General features: G+C 68.7%; 17 protein-coding genes. 8 read left to right on the forward strand and 9 right to left on the reverse strand.

Translation table 11 applies throughout. The features are described 5' to 3' along the window. Positions 1-9: 9 nt before the first annotated feature. Positions 10-1,974, forward strand: coding sequence for a TerD family protein (locus AB0H76_RS29595; protein WP_357330304.1), 1,965 nt, complete (start codon positions 10-12; stop codon positions 1,972-1,974). 156 nt (positions 1,975-2,130) lie between these two features. Beyond that, positions 2,131-2,892, forward strand: coding sequence for an SDR family oxidoreductase (locus tag AB0H76_RS29600; RefSeq protein ID WP_357330305.1), 762 nt, complete (start codon positions 2,131-2,133; stop codon positions 2,890-2,892). A 3-nt stretch (positions 2,893-2,895) separates the two neighbouring features. Here AB0H76_RS29600 and AB0H76_RS29605 read toward each other — a convergent pair whose 3' ends face one another. From AB0H76_RS29605 to AB0H76_RS29615, 3 genes are all read right to left on the reverse strand, one after another. Continuing rightward, positions 2,896-3,621 (reverse strand): TetR/AcrR family transcriptional regulator, encoded by a 726-nt coding sequence (locus AB0H76_RS29605; protein WP_357330306.1) that lies wholly within the window; start codon positions 3,619-3,621, stop codon positions 2,896-2,898. Between the two features lie 62 nt (positions 3,622-3,683). Continuing rightward, positions 3,684-4,916: a cytochrome P450 gene (locus AB0H76_RS29610; protein ID WP_357330307.1), complete on the reverse strand. Its 1,233-nt coding sequence runs from the start codon at positions 4,914-4,916 to the stop codon at positions 3,684-3,686. Positions 4,917-5,044: 128 nt separating this feature from the next. Then, on the reverse strand, positions 5,045-5,323 hold the full coding sequence (locus tag AB0H76_RS29615; RefSeq protein WP_357330917.1) for a hypothetical protein: 279 nt from the start codon (positions 5,321-5,323) through the stop codon (positions 5,045-5,047). A gap of 214 nt (positions 5,324-5,537) precedes the next feature. On the opposite strand from AB0H76_RS29615, the gene AB0H76_RS29620 reads away from it, so the two are divergent. Further along, complete coding sequence (locus tag AB0H76_RS29620) at positions 5,538-5,813, forward strand: hypothetical protein (protein ID WP_357330308.1); 276 nt, start codon at positions 5,538-5,540, stop codon at positions 5,811-5,813. Here AB0H76_RS29620 and AB0H76_RS29625 read toward each other — a convergent pair. From AB0H76_RS29625 to AB0H76_RS29635, 3 genes are all read right to left on the reverse strand, one after another. After that, positions 5,810-6,271 carry an SRPBCC family protein gene (locus tag AB0H76_RS29625; protein WP_357330309.1) on the reverse strand — a complete coding sequence of 154 codons (462 nt, stop codon included), beginning with the start codon at positions 6,269-6,271 and terminating at the stop codon, positions 5,810-5,812. The two genes, AB0H76_RS29620 and AB0H76_RS29625, sit on opposite strands and share 4 nt — an antisense overlap. 76 nt (positions 6,272-6,347) lie before the next feature. Continuing rightward, positions 6,348-7,646 (reverse strand): carotenoid oxygenase family protein, encoded by a 1,299-nt coding sequence (locus AB0H76_RS29630; protein WP_357330310.1) that lies wholly within the window; start codon positions 7,644-7,646, stop codon positions 6,348-6,350. A gap of 19 nt (positions 7,647-7,665) precedes the next feature. Next, a complete protein-coding gene (locus tag AB0H76_RS29635) occupies positions 7,666-8,220 on the reverse strand; it encodes a hypothetical protein (RefSeq protein ID WP_357330311.1) in 555 nt (184 codons plus the stop codon). A 91-nt stretch (positions 8,221-8,311) separates the two neighbouring features. Here AB0H76_RS29635 and AB0H76_RS29640 point away from each other — a divergent pair, with 91 nt between their 5' ends. From AB0H76_RS29640 to AB0H76_RS29660, 5 genes are all read left to right on the forward strand, one after another. Then, the gene (locus tag AB0H76_RS29640; protein WP_357330312.1) at positions 8,312-8,836 is read left to right on the forward strand and encodes a PadR family transcriptional regulator; all 525 of its coding nucleotides are present in this window, start codon (positions 8,312-8,314) and stop codon (positions 8,834-8,836) included. Between the two features lie 87 nt (positions 8,837-8,923). Continuing rightward, positions 8,924-9,121, forward strand: coding sequence for a general stress protein (locus AB0H76_RS29645; protein WP_357330313.1), 198 nt, complete (start codon positions 8,924-8,926; stop codon positions 9,119-9,121). 176 nt (positions 9,122-9,297) lie between these two features. Next, positions 9,298-9,615: a hypothetical protein gene (locus AB0H76_RS29650; protein WP_357330314.1), complete on the forward strand. Its 318-nt coding sequence runs from the start codon at positions 9,298-9,300 to the stop codon at positions 9,613-9,615. A 3-nt stretch (positions 9,616-9,618) separates the two neighbouring features. Then, positions 9,619-10,788, forward strand: a complete 1,170-nt coding sequence (locus tag AB0H76_RS29655; RefSeq protein ID WP_357330315.1) for a hypothetical protein — start codon at positions 9,619-9,621, stop codon at positions 10,786-10,788. A gap of 11 nt (positions 10,789-10,799) precedes the next feature. Beyond that, a complete protein-coding gene (locus AB0H76_RS29660; protein WP_357330316.1) occupies positions 10,800-11,885 on the forward strand; it encodes a hypothetical protein in 1,086 nt (361 codons plus the stop codon). Here the strand turns inward: AB0H76_RS29660 and AB0H76_RS29665 are convergent. Genes AB0H76_RS29665 through AB0H76_RS29675 form a run of 3 tightly spaced genes read right to left on the reverse strand, consistent with a single transcriptional unit; the run spans position 11,872 to position 14,522 of the window. Beyond that, a complete protein-coding gene (locus AB0H76_RS29665; RefSeq protein WP_357330317.1) occupies positions 11,872-12,600 on the reverse strand; it encodes a MerR family transcriptional regulator in 729 nt (242 codons plus the stop codon). The two genes, AB0H76_RS29660 and AB0H76_RS29665, sit on opposite strands and share 14 nt — an antisense overlap. A gap of 10 nt (positions 12,601-12,610) precedes the next feature. Further along, complete coding sequence (locus AB0H76_RS29670) at positions 12,611-13,489, reverse strand: alpha/beta hydrolase (protein WP_357330318.1); 879 nt, start codon at positions 13,487-13,489, stop codon at positions 12,611-12,613. Positions 13,490-13,535: 46 nt separating this feature from the next. After that, positions 13,536-14,522 (reverse strand): WYL domain-containing protein, encoded by a 987-nt coding sequence (locus AB0H76_RS29675; RefSeq protein WP_357330319.1) that lies wholly within the window; start codon positions 14,520-14,522, stop codon positions 13,536-13,538. Positions 14,523-14,588: the final 66 nt, after the last annotated feature.

Here is a 14,588-nt window from a genome sequence, read left to right on the forward strand (position 1 = left end):
TCCAGCACGATGAAACTCAGCAAAGGCGCTAACACAGCGGTACCGACATCCCTACTGGCCGTGGTCGTTTCATGGCGGTCGGCCCATGTCGTCGACGCGCACGCCTTGCTGCTCACCGAGGCCGGCACGGTCCGCACGGACCGGGACCTGGTGTTCTACAACGCCCCCCGCCACATCTCCCAGGCCGTGATCCTCGATCAGGAACCGGAACCCGGGACGGCACGGCTGAGCGTGTCGCTGCCGCGCACCGAAGCCGAGATCGATCGCATCGTGCTCAGCGGCTCCCTGGACGACGGAACCTTCGGCGCCGTCGCCGGCCTGACCGTAACTGTGTTCGATGCCGACGGCCCGGTCGCGGAATACGAGATCGCCGACGCCGACGCGGTGTCCGCCATGATGTTCGGCGAGTTCTACCGGCGCGATGGGCGCTGGAAGTTTCGCGCTATCGGGCAGGGGTGGGAGCAGGGGCTGGCGGGGTTGATCGCCGAATTCGGGGTGGAGGTGGACGAACCCGACGCCGAGCCACGCCGCAACCCGGTAGCGCCCCGTGCCCAATCCGTCACACCCGAACCCGCCGCGATGCCGCCCGCTCCAGCCGAGCAGGTCGCATCCACCCGTCGCCTGCCCGTCAGCAGCCACACCCCTGAATTCGGCACGGGTTCCGACTCACCGCCTAGAGCCGGTGACGATTATCCCGTAGCGCCCGAGGGTCGCCCCACCATGGATCCGAGTGGCGGGCCCGCACCAGGCCGCACCGCACCGGGTTACGACTCGCCGCACAGCGTCGACCGGGGCGAGTACTCGACCGAACCCATCCCCGCGTTCGGCGAGAGTGGCGATCGCGCGCGGCGCCCGGTAGACCTCGGGCGGCGCACGGTGGACGCGCCCGAACCACCGCCCGCTCCCCCGGCGAATCCCGAACGGGCGGATTGGCATCTGGATCCGGAAAACCCGATTCGCCTGCGGTGGTGGGACGGCGCGGAGTGGACCTCCGCCTGGCGTGAGCCGGTCCCGTCGAATCCGCGGCACTGCGAACGGTGCGGAAATCCGCGGCGGCGCAAACTGTTCGGGCGGCTCGCGCCGTGCGCGCGGTGCGAGGTGGAGATCGAGGAATTTCTCACGCACTGGCACACCCAGGCCTGGCGGGTGCTCACCACCTCCGGGCCCAGCGGTCCCGAGTGGGATGCGCTGTGGGCCTCCCTGCGCTATCAGCGCATCCAGGAGGACGCGGGTCGTCTCGCGCTGCGGGACGCGGCCCTGAGTTATGTGGAACGCCTGGTGACTTTCGCCTTCGCCGACGGCGAGATCGCGCAGCCGGAGTTCGACGCGTTCGAGGACGCCATCGTCGAACTCGACCTGCGCGGCCCGCTCATCGACGATCTGCATCGGCGAATGGCCCGGGGCCGCTTGCTCTCCCGGCTGCGCGAGGGCGAACTCCCCGCGATCCGCACCCCCGGCCTGCATCTGGACCCCGAGGAGCGCGTGCACCTCGACCTCCCCGCCACCCACGTCCGGCAGCTCGCCCGCGGCCCAAGACTCAGCGAAGGGCGACTGATCGCGAGCAACAAGAAGCTGCGTTTCGTCGGCGCCGGCGCGGGCACCGAACTCCCGTGGAGCCGCGTCGTTTCCGTCGCCATCGAGGACAGCCTGGTCGTCCTGTCCGCCACGTCCGCACGCGGCGGCGCCAGCTTCGAAGTGGACGACCCCGACTACGTCGCGGCCGCCCTGGAGGGTGCCCTGCGCGTCGCCAAACGCCTGGTTCTCACACCGGGTCAACGTGATTCACGCAGCATCTCCCAGGAGGTGAAAGCCGAAGTGTGGCAACGCGACGGCGGCCGCTGCGTGGAATGCGGCAGCAGCCACTACCTGGAATTCGACCACGTCATCCCGCTGTCCCGCGGCGGCGCCACCAGCGCCTCCAACCTCCAAATCCTCTGCCGCGCCTGCAATCGCGTCAAAGGCGCCCGCATTTGATCAAGATCGTGAAGTTGCCGGCATAGCGCAGGTGACAGCGTGCGAGGAAGGGGTTGTGGCGGAGGCGATGTATGGGATGACGCACGTTGAGGGGTGTCGGCGCTGCGCCGTAACGTGCGTCCTACCGAACGGAGCTGTTGGGAGAGGGAGCGGAGCATGCGGGTAGCGGTGATCGGCGGAACCGGAGTGCTGGGGAGCGCCGTGGTGCGGGAGGCGACTGCGCGGGGGCACGAGGTGCGGGTGGTGAGCCGCACCGCGCCCGAGGAAGCGACGGTCGAGCATCGGGCCGCCGATCTGCGGACCGGCGCCGGGCTGGACGAGGCGCTGGCGGGGTGCGAGGCGGTGGTGAACGCCGCCAATGCCATGACCAAATCCAATGCCGTACTGGTGGACGGCGTCCGCATGCTGCTCGACGCCGAACAACGGGCGGGCGTGGGACACCACGTGGAGATCTCGATCGTGGGCTGTGATGTCGTACCCTTCGGCTACTACCGGACGAAGGTGGCCCAGGAGCAGGTCGTGACCGGCGGGCCGGTCCCGTGGACCCTGTTGCGCGCCACCCAGTTCCATCACCTGATCGCGGACTTCGTCGGGCTCGCGACCCGTTTCCACCTCGCACCACGCACCGCCGCGAAGACTCAGCCGATCGATGTCGACGTGGTCGCCGCCCGCATGGTCGAGGCGGTGGCGGCCGGCCCGTCCGGGCGCGTGCCCGATATCGGCGGACCCGAGGTCCTCACCTTCGCCGACGCGGCCCGCATCTACCGCGCGCACGCCGGACGCTCGGGAATACCGGTGCCCCTGCCGATTCCGGGTGCGATGGGCCGCGCCCTGCGCGCGGGCGGCCTCTGCGTGGGCCCGGACGGCGAGACCGGCGGCATCGGCTTCGCGGAGTGGCTGTCCCGCGGCGAGCGCTGACCGTCAGCCGGGAATCAACCCCGCATTGCGTCCCAGATCCGTCAGCATCGCATCGAACAGGATCTCCGGGTGCGACACCGGAATCGGATAGTTGCCGAACACCTCGAGGGTGACGTGCCCGTACAACCGGGCCCAGATCTGGATCATCAGATAGGTGACGCCGAGGTCGAGTTTCTCGGCGGGGAACTTCTGCCCGGACTCGGACAGCGTTGTCAGCAGCTCGGTTTGGAACTGCACGAGGTCCTCGCGCAGTTCCTCCGGGATGACATCGGTCGGCGGGGTGACGACGTCGTAGGTGGCCAGCAGTCGCCCGGCCGCGGCCAGGAAGATCCGGCCGAAGGGTTCGTCGAAGCGGCGCATCATCGTCGTCGCGCCGGTGCCGGGCGAGGCGAAGACCAGGGTGAATTCCCGGGTATGCGCCAGGGCCCAGCGCCGGAAACCCTTGCAGATGGCGAAGAACTGCTCCGCGCCGTCCTCGGGCAGCGTCGCGATCTCGTCGGACAGCTGCGCCGCCAGTTCGGCGCAGTAGTCCAGGCGCATCCGCTCGAGCAGGTCGTCGCGCGAGTTGTAGTGCCGGTACAGCGCCGGCGCGGTGATCCCGAGTTCGCGCGCGATCGCGCGCAGGGTCACCGCTTCGACGCCCTCCGAGGTGAGCAACATCCGCGCGACCCGGCGGATGTCCGCGTCACTCACCACGGGCGCGCGCCCTCGCGACTTGGCCTCACTCATTCCGCCACCTCATCACGAGAGCGCAGCACCACGCGAATGCGTGATCGGCCGGAGCCGCCGCGTCAGTTGTATTCGACCTGCCAGCTCTTGATGGCGTTGAGCCATCCCGAGCGCAGCCGGACCGGCTCGGAGACCTGCTTGATATTCGGCATCACGTCGGCGAGGACGTTGAACATCAGGTCGATCTCCAGGCGGGCCAGGTTGGCGCCGACGCAGAAGTGGGTACCGGTGCCGCCGAAGCCGACATGCGGGTTCGGGTTGCGCAGCACGTTGAACTCGTAGGGGTTCTCGAAGTGGCGCTCGTCGAAGTTGGCGGCGCTGTAGAACATGCCGACGCGCTGGCCCTTCTTCAGGTCGTGGCCGCCGAGCACGGTGTCCTGCATGATGGTGCGCTGGAAGGCGATGACCGGGGTGGCCCAGCGCACGATCTCGTCCGGCGCGGTGCGCGGGCGCTCGGCCTGGTAGAGCTCCCACTGCTCGGGGAAGTCGACGAAGGCCTTCATGCCGTGCGTGATGGCGTTGCGGGTGGTCTCGTTGCCGGCAACCGCGAGCAGGATGACGAACCAGGCGAATTCGTCGGAGGCCAGGGATTCGCCCTCGACGTCGGCGTTGAGCAGCGTGGACATGATGTCCTCGGCGCCGCCCAGGTCGACCGGGCACTTGCGCTTCTCTTCGGCCAGGTTCCAGGAGTAGCCCATGACCTCGGCGGTGGCGACCTTGTGGTCACCTTCGAAGGAGGGATCGTCGTAGGAGATCATCTCGTTGGTCCACTTGAAGATCTTGCCGCGATCCTCCTGCGGGATGCCGATCAGCTCGGCGATGGCCTGCAGCGGCAGCTCGCAGGCGATCTGCTCGACGAAGTCGCCGCCGCCGGTCTTCTTGGCCTCGTGCACGATCCGCTCGGCCCGCTCGCGCAGGGTGTCGCGTAGCGACTCGACCGCGCGCGGGGTGAAGCCCTTGGAGATGATGCGGCGCAGCTTGGTGTGGCGCGGCGGGTCCTGGTTCAGCAGCAGGAAGCGCTGGACCTCGATCTCCTCGCGCAGGATGTCGCCGTAGAAGCGGATGACCGCGGTGTTCTCCTCCGAGGAGTAGACCTCGGGGGTCTTGGAGATCTCCTTGATGTCCTCGAGCTGGGTGACCGCCCAGTAGCCGTCGTCCTGGAATCCACTGCCGGCCTGGGGAACCCAGTGCACCGGCGCGGTGCGGCGCGCCTCGGCGAACTCCTCGACCGGCAGGCGCTGGGCGAGCAGGTCGGGGTCGGTGAAGTCGAATCCTGCGGGGACGGATGTGGTCACGGCTATCTCCTACCGGTCCGGGCTGCGGACCTCACAACGTTGTGTAGAACACGTTCCAGTGAGGAGATGAAACCACACGGCGATGCCGTGTGAACAGTGTTTAGTAAAACCTGTTTAGTTTTACCCGGTCAGGCGGCCACGAGCGCGTTCATGATGGTGCCCGCGCTGGTCGCGATCACTCCGCCGACCATGGCGCCGGCGATCATCTTCGGCGACGTCATCGCGCCACCGGTCCATTTCTCCCAGGCGAACTTTCCGCCCGCGAAGATGATCGCGAGGATGCCGGACAGGATGGCGAACCAGGTCAGCCAGCGGACCATCGTCATGATCTTGTCCGCCAGCGGGGGCGTCTCCGGGGTCGGATTCCCGATCTGCGCAAGCAGGGTCTCACCTATCGCCGTCAGCATGCTCACCACCAACTCCTCATCGCGGCCAAACCTCCATCATCGCCAGGAATACCCACTGCCGCCAAGAGATCACATGCCAGTCCCATTGACAGATCGATTGCGCCGCAGGGGAGGTCAGCCGATTCGTAATCGGGGAGGACCTGCGTTCGGCTGCGGAAGCGGATACCATCGTCGTGAAACCCTGTCGGCACGAGCGGAATGAGCAGCACTGGCGATGATCCTGGTCACCGCGTTCGACACCCTGGCACAGATCGGCAACCCCGCCCCCGAGGCGCCGCCGATCGCTGACAAGTTCCAGCAGATGGTCAGCTACTTCACCTGGTTCGTGCTGCTGGCCGGCATCGTCGCGATCATTTTCGCGGGCGGCAAGTTCGCCTGGGAGAAGTGGACCGGCGGCGGTCTGGAATCCCCGAAGATGGTGGCCGGAGCCATGATCGGCGGCGTCATCGCGACCAGCGCCGGCACCATCATGAACGCGCTGATCGCCTAGGCGTTCGGCGCTGCCCGGTAGCCGGATTCGATCTGCTGGCGCAGGCTTTTCTCGGTGTGCCGGATGGCCGGTCCGATGAACGCCTGGATCAGCCGATCCAGCGCGCGACCGGCCAGGCCGCCGGGCACCTTGTAGTCACACACCACATTGATCTTGGTGGTGTCCGCACCGAGTTCCTCGAAGTGCCAGCGCATCCGGCCCTCGATGCCCTTGACCGCCCGCAGCGCGATCACCGAGTTCTCTTCCCACTCCACGACATCGCCGCGCACGTGCAAGGTCATCGGCCCGAGGTTGATCGCGGTGTCGAACACCGCGCCCACCCCTCGGGTCTGCTCGCCCACCGGCGTGAAGTGTTTGACCCCGAACATCCAGCGCGGCACATTGCGGTAGTCGTCGATGAACGCGAACGAGTACTCGCGCGGCGCGTTTCCGATGGCGGCGTGCTCGACATGACCCATTGCTGATCCCCTTCCCGAGGCCACTCCGATGGTATTGGCTCTGTAGGTAATGCCGCGGCGCGTGTGATCGAAACGGTCAGCGATCGGCGAGCCAGCTGCCGTGGAAGCCGAACGGAACCCGTTGCGGCAGATGGATGGACGCCACCGGTGTCCGCAGGTCGTCGGCGTCCAGGATCACCAGATCGCTGCGGTCGGTGGCCGCGTCGTGGACGTAGGTCATGAGATAGCCCGCACCGCCCGGGTTTTCGTCGGCCGCCGCGAAGACCGCCTCGGCCGGGCTGCGGCCGGGACCGAACTCGTGCGCGGTCGCGGCGCCGGTGGCCAGGTCGTAGCGCAGCAGCGCGCCGCCGTTGTCCCTGCCGGACACGGTGACATGGCCGCGGCGCGCGGGCAGGCCGGTCAGCCGATCGTCGATACGCGGGAATTCCGCTGCGCGGTCGTCGATCTGGCGTTCCTCGACGGTGCCCGCGGCGAGGTCGAGAGTCCAGCGCCAGAGCGCGGCCTCGTCGTCGAAGGCCCCGCCGGCCCGCCACAGCTCCGGATAGCGCATGACCTCCAGCACGATTCGGCCCGGTTCGTCGTAGGCGTTCAGGGTGTGGAACACGTAGCAGGGATCGATGTCGAACCAGCGGATCTCGCCGTGCGGGTCGGCCCGGCGGAGCACGCCGAGGCGGGCCGGATAGTCGTCGCGCCACCCGAAGGCCATGCCCGCACCGGAACTCGCCGTCTCCGCGTCGAAAACCACCGGCAGATCCATGAATACGACGTGCTCGGCGGTGAGGTTGAAGTCGTGGTGCATGGTCGGGGCGGGCACCTCGATCGGGCGGCTCACCACGAGGTTCCCGTCCGCGTCGGCGCGGTGATAGGTCAGGAACGGCTCCCCCATCACCTCGTAGCCGAAGAAATGCAGTTCACCGGTGGCCGGGCAGGTCTTCGGATGCGCGGTCATCGCGGTGGTCAGTCTGCCGTCGAAGTCGTGCGGGCCCAGAGTGTCCAGCTCGCAGGTGATCTCGTACGGGAAAGAGGATTCGACCAGTGCGAGCGTGCGGCCCGCGTGCCGGATGACGTGCGTATTCGCCACGCCCGCGGTGCGATCGCGCCCGTCCGGGCCGTAGCCGCGGACGCCATCGGTGAAGGTGGAGGTGCGTACCCAGCGATTCCGGTAGGAGACCGCGCGACCGTTCTCCAGGCGCACGCCGTGCACCATCCCGTCGCCGAGGAACCAGTGCTTGGAGTCGGCGGCCTGCGGATTCGGGCCGTTGCGCAGGTACCAGCCGGTGAGCTCGGCCGGAATCCGGCCGGTGACGGGCAGGTCGAAGGCGGTGAGTTCGTCGGCGACCGGGGCATAGTTGCCGGTCAGATGTGGGACAGCCATGGTGGGCAACCGTTCTGGATCAGGCGGAGGCGCCGAGCGCCGCGGCTCGGGCCTGGACATGGGCGACGTAGCGCAGGGTGAACACGACCGGGATCACGAACACGGCGACCATGGCCGCGAACCGCGGGCCCGGTGCATGGGCCAGGACGGTCAGCGCGACGGCGCCGATCCCGAAGCACGCCGTCCAGACCGAGGTGAGGACGTAGTTCAGCCGGATGAACAGCGGCTCCTCCCAGACCTCCTCCGGCGCACTCTGTTTCGCGATCGCCAGGGTGAACGGGACGCCGATGGCCAGCGAGACGCCGGCGATGAGCGCGAGCATGCTGTGCGACATCGCGGGCACGTAGGCGTGCAGCGCCGTGTGCGGATCGAGGAAGGCGAGCACGGCGATCGCGGCGAAGAACAGCGCCGCGCCGATCTCGATGACCAGGGCCGCCGGCCGGCTCCCGGCCCGCACCCGGATAGCGAGTTCGAGCACCGCCAGGAGGAGCGCGGTCAGCGCGGCCCACTGCCAGTACGCGCTGGGGACCGCCGCGAAGACGATCCAGGGGGCGAAGGTACGCAGGTAAGACATGTCCGGGGTTCTCCTCGACATTCCAGTTTTGACATGTCGAATGTAGAGACTCTGTTCTCGACCTGTCAATAGTGGAAGGTATGCTGCTGCCATGAGTCTTCGATACGCCGCGCTCGGCATGCTCGCCGAGGGCCCCGCCAGCGGCTACGACCTGCTGCAGCGGTTCAAGGGCTCGCTGTCCAACGTCTGGCCCGCGACCCAGAGCCAGATCTATACCGAACTGACCAAACTCGCCGACGCGGGCCTGATCGCGGTCTCGGACGAGGGGCCGCGCGGGCGCAAGGAGTACACGCTCACCGCCGACGGGCGCGCGGATCTGCGGCGCTGGCTCATCGACACCCAGCCGAAGCCGGTGGCGCGCAACGAAATGCTGCTGCGCGTGTTCTTCCTGGGCGTGCTCGAGCGCGAGCAGGCCCGCGAATACCTGCGCAGCATCGAGAACCGAATGACCAAGGCGGGCGCCGGACTCGCGGAGCTGGAAGCCGCGATCGACTGGGACGACGACGACTTCTCCGTCTACGGCCACATGGCCCTGGAATGGGGCAAGCGGTTCTACGCGATGAACCAGGAATGGGCGCAATGGGCCCTCACCCGAATGCCCACCACAGAGCGCTGAAGGTTTGCCTCCGAGCCGTAGGGGTAGCTCACAAGTGGTGGTGCAGACCGGTCGCCACCGCTCCGCAACCTTCGAACGGAGGACGTAATGGCTGCTACGCCACGAGGTTTCGCGGCAATGGACCCTGAGCAGCAACGCAAAATCGCCAGCCAGGGTGGCAAAGCCAGCAGCGGCAGCTTCGACAACGATCCGAAGCGTGCGAGTGAAGCGGGCAAGAAGGGCGCCGCGGCGCAGCCCGTCGAGGCCAAACGCCTGGGCGGCACGCACAGCCACCGCAACCGCTGACCGAAAAACCACTGGGAAGAGCGAGGCCACCGGCCTCGCTCTTCCGTGCTGTCGGCCGACGACTCCCTCATCTCAGCTCTGCCACGCTATCTTTGGAACGAATTCCCTCTCCGTGAAAGGGGCAGTAGGGTGATAGCTCACGACCTATTGATTGATCATGTATTCCAGGGGGGATCATGTCTGATCTGAATGTCGACCCCGAGGCCGTCGCCACCTATGCCGCAGCGGCCGCCGAAGTCTCCGGGCTGCTGGGCACCACGGCCAGCAATACCGATACCGCCGCCGGCGCGGACCTGTCCGGCCTCGGCCTGCTCGGCGCCGATTTCGCGGCGGCCTGGACCGGCGCGGCGCAATCACACGCCGACACGGTGCGCACCGCCGCCGCCTTGATCGACGCGCACGCCACCTTGATCAGTGCCTTCGCCGACCGCGTGCAGGGAATCGACGCGGCCGCCGCCGCGGCGCTGGCCCGGCTCACCGACCAGGAGGGCTGAGTCATGCCGCCTGCCACCAGCTCCGACCATGCCACCGTGCAGGCGCTGATCGCACCGCTACTACAGCTGCGGGACGCGGTCGGCGACGGCACCGAGCCGAGCGCGGAGACGACCGCGGCCCTGGCCGCCGCCGCGTCGGCCGCCGAATCCACCGAATCCCCCGTGCGCACCGGCATTTACCAGCTGGAGTCGACCGACAGCGCCGAAGTCGTCCTGCCCACCGTGAAGAAGACCGGTTCCCAGGTGTCGCACCTGGGCTCGAGCAGCACGGCGCTGCGCACCCTGCTCACCAAGGCCTACAGCACCCGCTCGACGGCGGCGAGCAAGCTGGACAATCTGATCGCCGAATTCCGGCGGCGCGCCAATCCGATGGCGAAATCCGCGCAGTCGCAGGCCGATGTCGACAAGATCATCCGGCTGGCCCGGGATTACATCGCCGACGGCATCAGCGTGGTCGACACCGCCCGTGACGAGATGTCCACGCTGCAACGACAGGCCAACGCGCTCACCAACACCAGCGCCGAAGACAGTTCGACCTTGCAGCAGTACCTGTCGCAGAGCGGGATCGGCGGCGACGATTTCGACGACGGCCAGAACGACGACGACGTCTCCGACGCGCAGACCGCACTGCAGAAGGCGCTGATCAGCGCCGGTGTCACGCTGGGCAAAGAGGTGATCAGCGCCGGCGTCACCCTCGGCACCGAGATCATCGACGCGCTGGTCTCGCTGGGCACCGAAGCCATCGACAAGGCGGCGGGCCTGGGCGAGAAGGTGATCGACCAGGCCGCGACCACCGCGCAGCAGGCGATCCTGCCCGACACCTCCACCACCGGGACCACCGGCACCGCTCCGAATACCGGCGCCGCCAACCCGAATACCGGCAACGGCACCGGCACCGGCCCGTTCGGCGTGGGCGCCAACAACGGCGGCACGGGCACCCAGAAGCCCACCGAGTCCTCGCCGTCGGCACAGGCCAAGCCGACCACCCAGGACCCGGTCCCGGATTCGTCAGCGCCCGCGCCCGCCGCGCCCCGGATCCCCAACCCCGCGCCCGCCGCGCCGCCGAACGGCATGGTGGTCCCACCCGTCGTCAAGCCGAACGACCAAGGCCAGGACCAGGAGCGACCCAAGCCGCGGGCGGGGCAACTCGGCGTCACCCCGCAGCACTCGTGAGGTGAGGCTGGATGGCCCGCCGACTCACCCGCCGCAAGAAACGCCCGCCCGCACCACCGGCCGACCCGGCCGCCACCGCGGATAACCCGTTCGTCCTACCCGGCCTGCCCGCCTTCCCGGGGCTGAAGCGGCCGGGTGCGGCGTCGTCCAAGCGCGCCAAGAAACGCAAGCGCCACCCGGTCCCGGATTACGAGGAGCCCTGGGACTCGGCGAAATTCGCCGATCAGTGGAACCACTCCACGCCCCCGCCGGTACTGCCGCCGGCCGACGGCGCGGCGGTCTGGGCCGGTGAATGGGCGGACTGGGTCAGCGATCCCGCGCACCGCGCACCGGAATCCGAGGGGCCCGAAGAGGATTCGGATCCGCCCGAGGACGAACCACGCCACACCGAGCCCGAATGGGATCTCCCCGACTACGACAGCACCACCGACTACAGCGACAACGGCACCGCCGCCCGCGCGGCCTTCCGGGACCGTTCCGGAGGCCGCGGCATCCTGCGCGCGCCCGTCGACCGGACCCGTGGCGCGCAGGTCGAACGCGGTGGCACGTCGAATACGGTGCGCATCGTCGCCGTGCTGCTGGTGTGGGCGGTGGTGGTCGCCGTGGTGGCGCTGGTGATCACGTCCAACCGGCGCGACAAGCAGCCTGTCGCGGCACCCAGCGCCTCGGCCACCCCCGCGCCGACGTCCACCGTCGCGACCTCCCCCTGGGGCCATGCCACCCCCGGCTGCACCAAGACCCGCACTCCGGGTGCGGCGGTGGGCGCCGAACCCGGCTCCACCGCCAGCGCGGTCGATGCCATCTTCGGCTTCGAGTGGGCGTACTACGTCGACCGCAGCGCCGCCAAGGCCCGCTCCTACACCACCCCCGACGCGAAACTGCCTGCCGTGGAACTGATTCAGAAGGGCATCGATCAGCAGCCGCGCGGCACCAGGTACTGCGTGTACCTGACCCAGGCGGACCGGGACGGCAATGTGTGGAATGTCGAACTGCACGAGAAGTGGCCCGGCGACGGCGAGCCGCAGAAGTACGGCCAGACCATCGCCACCGCCCGGGTCGGCGACCGGACGCTGATCACCGCCATCACCGCGAAGTGAGCGCCTTGCGCCGTTGCTCGGCGCGATGGGCGAGCGTGCGGACGATCCGCTGCCAAGCCGGGGACGCCTCCGAGATCCGGGAGACGACCAGCCGCACCCCTTCGTCGTTGTTCTTGTACTTGATCTCCCAGGCGTCCAGATCCTCGATCAGCCGATCCAGGCGCGGGTCATCCGGAGCCCAGTCGACCGCCGCGTCACAGGCCAGATAGAGCCGGATCGTCTCGGGATCGGCCAGCCCGGCGAGCTTGTCCCGGATCCGGCGCGGCAGGGAATCCGGGTCCAGCGCCTGCGCCAGGATCCAGGCGTCCCGCTCGAGCTGCACCCGCTGCTCCCCGACCCCGAGCTCACGCATCCGATCCAGGAGGGCGACCACCTCGGGCGGCAAAACCAGCCTTTCGCCGCTCTCCAGTGCGGCGATCCGGCGCCGGTGCTCGGTCAACTGATCGACCTTGCCGCGCAGCTCGGCGTCGATCGTCGCGATGGCCGCGGCGAATTCGTCCGGTCGCGCCCGCAGCAGCGCATCGATCCGGGACAGCGGGACACCGGCGTCGGCCAGGGTTCTGATCCGGATGAGGTCGACCGCGGCCTGGGCGCTGTAGCGGCGGTAGCCCGAGGCGTCGCGTTCGGGCTCGGGCAGCAGGCCGACCTGGTGATAGTGGCGCACAGTGCGCACCGTCACCCCCGCGGCGTTCGCGAGCTGCCCGATCGTCAACACCGCGCCGAGTCTAGGGGCGCGGCACCCGGTCCACGACATCGCGGATCGCCTGGACCACCACGTCGGGGCGGTCGAAGCAGAGGCGGTGATGGAACGTGTCGGTGACGCGGCGCTGTTCGCCGTGCGACACCGTGCGCACCAGGGCCGCGTCCATGCGCGTCTTCGCCTCGTTGATCTCCCCGGTGCCCACGCCGACCACGGTGAGCGCCACCACGGGGACGTCGGGCAGGCCCGGGCCCGCGCGCAGCTCGGCGGCGAGGTCGATCAGGTGGCCGCGCTCGGCGATACCCACCCGCAGCCAGGCGTCGCTGTCCTTGGCCTCGATCAGCGGCTGCCGGATTTCCGCCGGATAGTCCGCGAGCAGTTCGGTATTCATCTCGTGCACCATCGAGCGCAGGGGTTCGAGTTGCTCCGGATCCGGGGCCATCCGCTCGGCCTCGGCCAGACCCGCCGCGGGCGGCATGAAGTCGTCCCAGGCGTGGTGGAAACCGTCCAGCCAGACCAGGCCCGCCACCTGCTCGGGGTACAGCTGCGCGAACCGATACGCGTAGGCGGCGCCGAGCGAATGCGCCGCGAAAACGTAAGGGCCGGTGAGGTGCTGTGCGCGCAGGACCGCGAGCAGTTCTTCGGCGACCGCCGCCGCCGTGCGCGGCAACGGCAGCGCATCGCTGTAGCCCGTGCCCCCGCGGTCGTACAGCACCGCGGTGGCGAACCGCGAGACCTCCTGGTGCACACCGAAATAGTCCAGCCCGATCGCACTCGCGCCCGGCAGGAACACGACGGTGGGTCCCTCGCCCGCGCGATGCACGAAAATGCGCCGCCCGTCGATCTCCTGAAATCCGCCGATCGGCGGAACCAACTGTCCGGTGTCATCGATGCTCTGTGTCATGGGACAAGCCTCCAACCCTGACGCTGCGTCAGGGTCAAACGCCGAGCTATACGGCCTGCCATCGCCGCACAAGGCGGTGGCAGGCGTCTACCAGCTCGGGTGGTTGCACCTCGGTGAGGTCGGCGTCGAAGGTGGCCAGGATTCCCGCGATACCAGCCCAGGACCAGGCTCCGAGGGTGAGGCGGCAATGCCGGGCGTCGAGGTGCTCCACGACCGATCCACCGGGCGCCCAGCGGGCCACCGTCTCCGCCGCCAGCTGTAGGCGTGCGCTTCCTGTGCATTCCCAGGTCGCCGGGACATCGCCGCGTTCGTGGCTGGTCATGACGAAGTGAGCCACGTCGCCGCCAGGAAGGTCGCGGCGGGTGAACGGGGTGCCGGGCGGTGTGTGCAGGTGCAAGCGATCGACGCGGTGCACCCGCCAATCGCTGGTCGCGAGGTCGTAGGCGACCAGGTACCAGCGTCCGGCCCAGACGACCAGGTGATGCGGCTCGATGCGGTGCGGCGGGGTGAAATCGGCGTCACGCGGGTCCAGCCGTGTGCCGTCGGGGCGCAGTGATTCGACGATGAGCACCTGCTGTCGGCGGACCGCACTACCCACGGTTTTCAGCGCACCCGGGGCGATCGGCGGCGCCGGGAACTCCCAGTAGTTCTGCAACCGGGTCAGCCGCAGTGCCTCCATCTCCGCCCGCAACCTCGGCGGCAGCACCTGTTCGAGGGCGTCCAGGGCGCGGGCCGCGTCCTGGCCCAGACCGAAGACCGTGCCCGGGGCGGTCTGCAACGCGACGGCGACGGCCAGCGCCTGCTCCTCGTCGAACCGCAAGGGCGGCAGGGTGTTTCCAGCACCCAGTTCGTAGCCGCCGTCCGGCCCGTGGATGGTGGCGACCGGATAGTCGAGTTGCCGCAGGGTCTCGATGTCGCGCCGGACGGTGCGTTCGCTGACATCGAGCCGGGCGGCCAGCTCGCTCAGCGACCAGCGTCGGCGGGTGCCGAGCAGTGACAGCAGGCGCAGGGCTCGGCGCGAGGTATCGGCCATCGACACATCATGTCCGGTAGTGGCCATTCGATGTCCACTACCGGTGGCATCGTCACGTCCCAGAGG

Origin of the sequence: Nocardia sp. NPDC050712, assembly GCF_040654295.1 — a bacterium.
Taxonomy (GTDB): Bacteria; Actinomycetota; Actinomycetes; order Mycobacteriales; family Mycobacteriaceae; genus Nocardia.